Origin of the sequence: Kitasatospora sp. MY 5-36, from assembly GCF_001182915.1 — a bacterium.
Taxonomy (GTDB): Bacteria; Actinomycetota; Actinomycetes; order Streptomycetales; family Streptomycetaceae; genus Kitasatospora.
In genome coordinates this window covers 1-6,736 of the sequence record NZ_LFVW01000629.1, presented here as the reverse complement: position 1 = coordinate 6,736, position 6,736 = coordinate 1, and the positions used below count along the sequence as shown (strand labels likewise).

General features: G+C 75.8%; 3 protein-coding genes, 1 pseudogene and 1 riboswitch. Of the genes and pseudogenes, 3 read left to right on the top strand and 1 reads right to left on the bottom strand.

The annotated features are described in order from the left end of the window. A pseudogene (locus tag AE652_RS32110) lies at window positions 1-728 on the bottom strand (cobalamin biosynthesis protein CobG); the annotation flags it as partial. Window positions 729-954: 226 nt separating this feature from the next. After that, a riboswitch (cobalamin riboswitch) is annotated at window positions 955-1,040 on the top strand. Window positions 1,041-1,105: 65 nt separating this feature from the next. On the opposite strand from AE652_RS32110, the gene AE652_RS32105 reads away from it, so the two are divergent. The 3 genes from AE652_RS32105 to lnt form a co-directional block, all read left to right on the top strand. Beyond that, window positions 1,106-1,348: a hypothetical protein gene (locus AE652_RS32105; RefSeq protein WP_049657986.1), complete on the top strand. Its 243-nt coding sequence runs from the start codon at window positions 1,106-1,108 to the stop codon at window positions 1,346-1,348. Then, window positions 1,345-4,968, top strand: a complete 3,624-nt coding sequence (gene cobN / locus AE652_RS32100; protein ID WP_049657984.1) for a cobaltochelatase subunit CobN — start codon at window positions 1,345-1,347, stop codon at window positions 4,966-4,968. The genes AE652_RS32105 and cobN overlap by 4 nt, the downstream gene beginning before the upstream one ends. A gap of 221 nt (window positions 4,969-5,189) precedes the next feature. Continuing rightward, on the top strand, window positions 5,190-6,736 hold a 1,547-nt coding region (lnt, locus tag AE652_RS32095; RefSeq protein WP_063780337.1), incomplete at its 3' end, for an apolipoprotein N-acyltransferase.

Here is a 6,736-nt window from a genome sequence, read left to right as displayed (position 1 = left end):
GGCACCGTGCCGGCCGGCAGCAGTTCGGGGACCTCGCGCAGGTGCCAGGCCTTGCGCCCGTGCGTCCGCAGCGCCGCCAGGAAGGAGCGGGCCGCGTCCAGCACGGCCGTGACCTCCCGCCCGGCCTCGACCGGGTGTCCGCGTCCGTCGCGTCCGAGGCGCAGCAACCGGGTGCCGTCCGGGCCTGCGACCAATGTCACATCGGCGTCGAGCGCGGCGACGTCGCCCCGCCCGTCGTCCAGCGCGAACAGGAACTTGCCGGACAGCCCGGCGGCCCAGTCGGCGGCGCACAGCCGCGCGTCCAACTCCCGTACCCAGGACTGCACATCGGCGTTGCCGGCGGCTCCCTCGGCGGCGGTGTCCAGTCCGGCCGTCGGCGAGGCGACGATGTTGCGGACCCGCTCGTGGGTGTCCGAGGGCAGCAGCCCGACGGCGCGCAGCCGGTCGGCGAGCTCGGCCGCGCAGTGCGGGGCCAGGCCGCGCAGCTGGACGTTGCCGCGCGAGGTGGTCTCCAGCTCGCCGTCGCCGAGGGCCTCGGCGGCCTCGGCCAGCGCGAGGGCCTGACGGTCCGTCAGCAGGCCGCCGGGCAGGCGGATCCGGGCGAGGGCGCCGTCGTCGGCCGTATGCAGACGAAGTGCTCCAGGACAGGCGTCCGCACGCCCCCGGTCGGGCACCTCCCGGTCGGGTCCTGCGGCGCCCGGCGCGGTGGCGTCGGGTGTCGGTGGCATGGCGGCGAGCATACAGATGATCCGATCGCTTGCCTCCGTCCGCTGCATCACACCCCGGCCCCGCCCCCGCCGCACCTGCCGGACACCCCGAGCCCCCGTCCGCCGGACATCCGAGCCCCGTCGGCCGGACGTCCGAAAGCTCACCCTCCCCCAGGTCAGCCGCACCCCGTACGATGCTGGCGGGCGGTCCCTCACGGACCGTCCGCACGCCAGCGACGGCGCAGGGGAGGAAACCGGTGCGAACCCGGTGCGGTCCCGCCACTGTGACCGCGGTTCACCGGTAGACCGGTCGGCCGCGGGAGCCAGGAACTCCTGCCGTCCTCCACCGGCCCGGGGCGCGGACCCCGAGGAAGGCAGAAATGTTCCAGCGCTGTCGCATGCCCGCGCCCGCGTCCCCGGCCGCCACCACGGCCGTCCCGACCGCCACCGCGGCTGTCCCGACCGCCGTCATGCCCGTTCCGGCCGCCGCCACGACCACCCCGGTCGACCGCGCGACCGCCCCGGCCCGCGCCGCGACCACCCCGGTCGACCGCGCGGCCGTCCGTGCCACCCCAGCGGCCGCCCCGGCCCAGATCCCGGCCACCCCGGCCACCGACGAGGCCGGGAGGGCCTTCACATGATCCTGCTGCTGTCGACGTCCGACACCGACCTGCTCAGCGCCCGCGCCTCCGAGGGACCGGTGCGCTACCGCCTCGGCAACCCGGCCCGGCTCACCCCCGAGGACCTGCCCGCGCTGCTGGAGGGCACCGAGCTCGTCGTGGTCCGCCTGCTCGGCGGACGCCGCGCCTGGCAGGAGGGCCTGGACGCGCTGCTGGCCGGCCCCCGCCCGGTGGTGGTGCTGACGGGCGAGCAGGCCCCCGACGCCCAGCTGATGGAGCTGTCCACCGTCCCGGCCGGCATCGCCGCCGAGGCGCACGCCTACCTGGCCCACGGCGGCGCCGCCAACCTGGCCGAGCTGGGCGCCTTCCTCTCCGACACCGTGCTGCTGACCGGCCACGGCTTCGCCCCGCCCGCCTCCGCCCCGGCCTGGGGCCCGCTGGAGCGCGAGGCCCGTACGTCCGAGGGTCCGACGGTGGCGGTGCTCTACTACCGCGCCCACCACATGAGCGGCAACACCGCCTTCGTGGAGACGCTCTGCCGGGCCGTCGAGGACCAGGGCGCCCGGGCCAGGGCCTACTACTGCGCCTCGCTGCGCGGCGCCGAGCCCGAGCTGCTGGCCGCGCTCGGCGAGGCGGACGCGATCGTCACCACCGTGCTCGCCGCCGGCGGCACCCGCCCGGCCGACGCCCAGGCCGGCGGGGACGAGGAGGCCTGGGACGCGGGCGCGCTGGCCGCGCTCGACCGCCCGATCCTCCAGGCGCTCTGCCTCACCTGGTCGCGCGCCCAGTGGGAGGCCAGCGACGACGGCCTGTCCCCGCTGGACACCGCCACCCAGATCGCCGTCCCGGAGTTCGACGGCCGCCTGATCACCGTCCCGTTCTCCTTCAAGGAGCTGGACGAGGACGGCCTGACCGTCTACGCCGCCGACCCGGAGCGCGCCGCCCGCGTCGCCGGCACCGCCGTCAAGCACGCCCGGCTGCGGCACGTCCCGGCCGCCGAGCGCCGCCTCGCCCTGGTGCTGTCCGCGTACCCGACCAAGCACGCCCGGGTCGGCAACGCCGTCGGCCTGGACACCCCGGCCAGCGCGGTGCGGCTGCTGGAGCGGCTGCGCGCGGAGGGCATGGACCTCGGGGACGACCTCCCCGCGTTCGACGACGGCGAGGGCGGCCACGAGGGCGACCCGCTGATCCACGCCCTGATCGCGGCCGGCGGCTACGACCAGGACTGGCTCACCGAGGAGCAGCTGGCCCGCAACCCGGTCCGCATCCCCGCCGCCGACTACCGCCGCTGGTACGCCACCCTCCCGCAGGGCCTGCGCGAGCAGGTCGAGGAGCACTGGGGCCCGGCCCCCGGCGAGCTGTACGTCGACCGCTCGCAGAACCCGGACGGCGACATCGTGCTGGCCGCGATCCGCTCCGGGAACCTGCTCGTGCTGATCCAGCCGCCGCGCGGCTTCGGCGAGAACCCGGTCGCCATCTACCACGACCCCGACCTGCCGCCGAGCCACCACTACCTGGCCGCCTACCGCTGGATCCAGGCCGCCCAGGAGGACGGCGGCTTCGGCGCCCACGCGGTGATCCACCTCGGCAAGCACGGCAACCTGGAGTGGCTGCCGGGCAAGACCGCCGCGCTGTCCGCGGAGTGCGGCCCGGACGCCGTCCTCGGCGACCTGCCGCTGGTCTACCCCTTCCTGGTCAACGACCCGGGCGAGGGCACCCAGGCCAAGCGCCGCGCCCACGCCACGCTCGTCGACCACCTCGTCCCGCCGATGGCCCGCGCCGACTCCTACGGCGACATCGCGCGCCTGGAGCAGCTGCTGGACGAGCACTCCAACATCGCCGCGATGGACCCGGCCAAGCTGCCGGCGATCCGCGCCCAGATCTGGACCCTGATCCAGGCCGCCCGGCTCGACCACGACCTCGGCCTGGACGAGCGCCCCGAGGACGACGGCTTCGACGACTTCCTGCTGCACGTCGACGGCTGGCTCTGCGAGGTCAAGGACGCCCAGATCCGCGACGGTCTGCACGTCCTCGGCCAGGCGCCGACCGGCACCGACCGGGTCAACATCGTGCTCGCCATCCTGCGCGCCCGGCAGATCTGGGGCGGCGTCAGCGCCCTGCCCGGCCTGCGCGAGGCGCTCGGCCTGGACGAGGCGGCGCTGACCCTGGGCGCCACCGACGCCGCCGAGGCCCGGGCCCGCGCCCTGGTCGAGGCGATGGAGGCGGAGGACTGGGCACCCGAGGCGGTCGAGAAGGTGACCGCCGAACTGCCGGAGGCCGTCCAGGAGGCCGTCCGCGCGGTGCTGGACTTCGCCGCCGCCCAGGTGGTGCCGCGGCTCGCGGCCACCACCGACGAGCTGGACGCCGTGCTGCACGCGCTCCAGGGCGGCTTCGTCCCGGCCGGCCCGTCCGGCTCGCCGCTGCGCGGCCTGGTCAACGTGCTGCCCACCGGCCGCAACTTCTACTCCGTCGACCCGAAGGCCGTCCCCAGCAAGCTCGCCTGGGAGACCGGCCAGGCGCTCGCCTCCTCCCTGGTCGAGCGCTACCGCTCGGACAACGACGGCGCGTACCCGCCCTCGGTCGGGCTCTCGCTCTGGGGTACCAGCGCGATGCGCACCGCCGGCGACGACATCGCCGAGGCCTTCGCCCTGCTCGGCGTCCGCCCGGTCTGGGACGACGCCTCGCGCCGGGTCACCGGCCTGGAGCCGATCCCGCTGGACGAGCTGGGCCGCCCGCGCATCGACGTCACGCTGCGCATCTCCGGCTTCTTCCGGGACGCCTTCCCGCACGTGGTCGCCCTGCTGGACGACGCGGTGCGCCTGGCCGCCGCCCAGGAGGAGGCCCCGGAGTCGAACTACGTGCGCGCCCACGTCCAGGCCGACCTCGCCGTGCACGGCGACGAGCGCAAGGCCACCGTCCGCGTCTTCGGCTCCCGCCCGGGCACCTACGGCGCGGGCCTGCTCCAGCTGATCGACAGCCGGGACTGGCGCACCGACGCCGACCTGGCCGAGGTGTACACGGTCTGGGGCGGCTACGCGTACGGCCGCGGGCTGGACGGCCGCCCGGCCCGCGAGGAGATGGAGACCGCGTACAAGCGGATCACCGTCGCCGCGAAGAACACCGACACCCGCGAGCACGACATCGCCGACTCGGACGACTACTTCCAGTACCACGGCGGCATGGTGGCCACCGTGCGGGCCCTCACCGGCAAGGCGCCGACCGCCTACATCGGCGACTCGACCCGGCCGGAGACGGTCCGCACCCGCACCCTGACCGAGGAGGCCGCCCGGGTCTTCCGCGCCCGGGTGGTCAACCCGCGCTGGATCGAGGCGATGCGCCGCCACGGCTACAAGGGCGCCTTCGAGATGGCCGCGACGGTGGACTACCTGTTCGGCTACGACGCCACCACGGGCGTGGTCGCGGACTGGATGTACGAGAAGCTGACCCAGGAGTACGTCCTCGACCCGGTCAACCGGGAGTTCCTCGCGGGCGCCAACCCGTGGGCGCTGCACGGGATCAGCGAGCGGCTGCTGGAGGCGGCGAGCCGCGGGCTGTGGGAGCAGCCGGACCCGGAGCTGATCGAGCAGCTGCAGGCCGCGTTCCTGGAGACCGAGGGGGACCTGGAGGGCGGCGAGGAGTAGGCCGCGCACGGTGATCGGAGGGGCGGGCCCCCTCGGGGCCGCACTTCCTTGGGGCAGCCCTCCTCGGGGCCGCTCCTCCTTGGGGCCACCCCTCCGATCGCCCGTTCTGGCAAGGCCACCGGTACGGCCGGGACCACTGGTTCCGAACATGGGGCTCTTGTCACCCGTTCGGCTGAACGGCGTACTGGTGGTGTACGCCCGTCAAGCGGACAATACGGGTCATGTCGCGTCGCTCCGCTCCCGCCAGCCCGACCCTGCGCACGACCGCCGCCGAGGAACGGGAGCCGCACGCGCCGCACCGGTACCGCGCGCGGACCGGTGCGCTGGCGGCCGGAGCGGTTCCGGTGCTCGCCTTCCCCGCGCCCGGGCAGGCCTGGCTGGCCTGGGTCGCGCTCGTCCCCGGACTGCTGCTGATGCAGCGGGCGCCGTCGGGCCGGGAGGCGGCGGTGCGCGGCTGGTGGTTCGGCGCGGGGTTCATCCTGACCGCGATGTACTGGCTGGTCCCGTCCGTCGGGCCGGGGCTGCCGGTGATCGCGGTGCTGTTCGGGGCGCTCCAGAGCGCCGTCGGGTACACCGTGCACCGGCTGCTGCACCCCCGGCTGACCGCCCGTCGGGCCCTGCTCGCGCTGCTGGTCGTACCCGCCGTCTGGGTGACGACCGAGTACGCGCGGTCCTGGCCCGCGCTCGGCGGGCCGTGGGCGCTGCTCGGCGCCACCCAGTGGCAGCACCCGGCGGTCCTCGGGCTGGCCTCGGCCGGCGGGATCTGGCTGGTCAGCGCGGCGGTGGCGGCGGTGAACACCGGGGCGCTGATCGCGCTGACCGCGGTGCACCGACGGCCGCGGGCCGTCGCGGCCGGGACCGTCGTGCTGGTCCTGGCCTCCGGTCCGCTGCTGTTCGCGCTGCGCGAGGCACCCGCCGCGGACGGGGCCGTGACCGTGGCACTGGTCCAGCCCGGCATCGTGGAAGACCCCCAGGCCCGCTTCGAGGCGAGCGCGCGGATCACGGCCGGACTGGTCGGACAGCCGGTGGACCTGGTCGTGTGGGGCGAGAGCAGCACCACCGCCGACCTGGACCGCGACCCGGCCGCGCTGGACACCCTGCGCCGGCTCGCCGCGACCACCGGCGCCGAGGTCGTCGCCGGGGAGGACGCGCGCAAAACGGACGGGCGGATCTCCAAGGACGCGGTGCTGGTCTCCCCCGCCGGCGTGGTGGACCGCTACCGCAAGATCCGGCTGGTGCCGTTCGGCGAGTACATCCCGCTGCGGCCGGTGCTCGGCTGGATCGCCGGGGTCAGCCGGGCCGCGGGCGAGAACCGGGCGCCCGGAACGGCCTTCCACGTCCTGCCCGCCACCGACCGGGCGGGCGCGCCGCTGCCGGTCGGGGCGCTGATCTGCTTCGAGTCGGCCTTCCCCGACATGGCCCGCACCGCCGCCCGGGACGGCGCCCGGGTGCTGGTCTACCAGTCCTCGACCTCGACCTTCCAGCGCACCTGGGCGCCCGAGCAGCACGTGTCGCTGGCCGCGATCCGGGCCGCCGAGACCGGCCGGCCGGCCGTCCAGGCCTCGCTGACCGGGGTCTCGGCCGCCTTCGACGCCCAGGGCCGGGAACTCGCCCGGCTCGGCACCGACGGCACCGGCGTGCTGACCGTCCGACTGCCGCTCACCGCGCCCGGGACGCTGACCTGGTACGACCGGATCGGCGACGTGGTGCCGCTGGGGGCGCTGCTGGTCACGGCGGGGGCGGCGGGCGCGGGCGTGGCCGGGTGGCG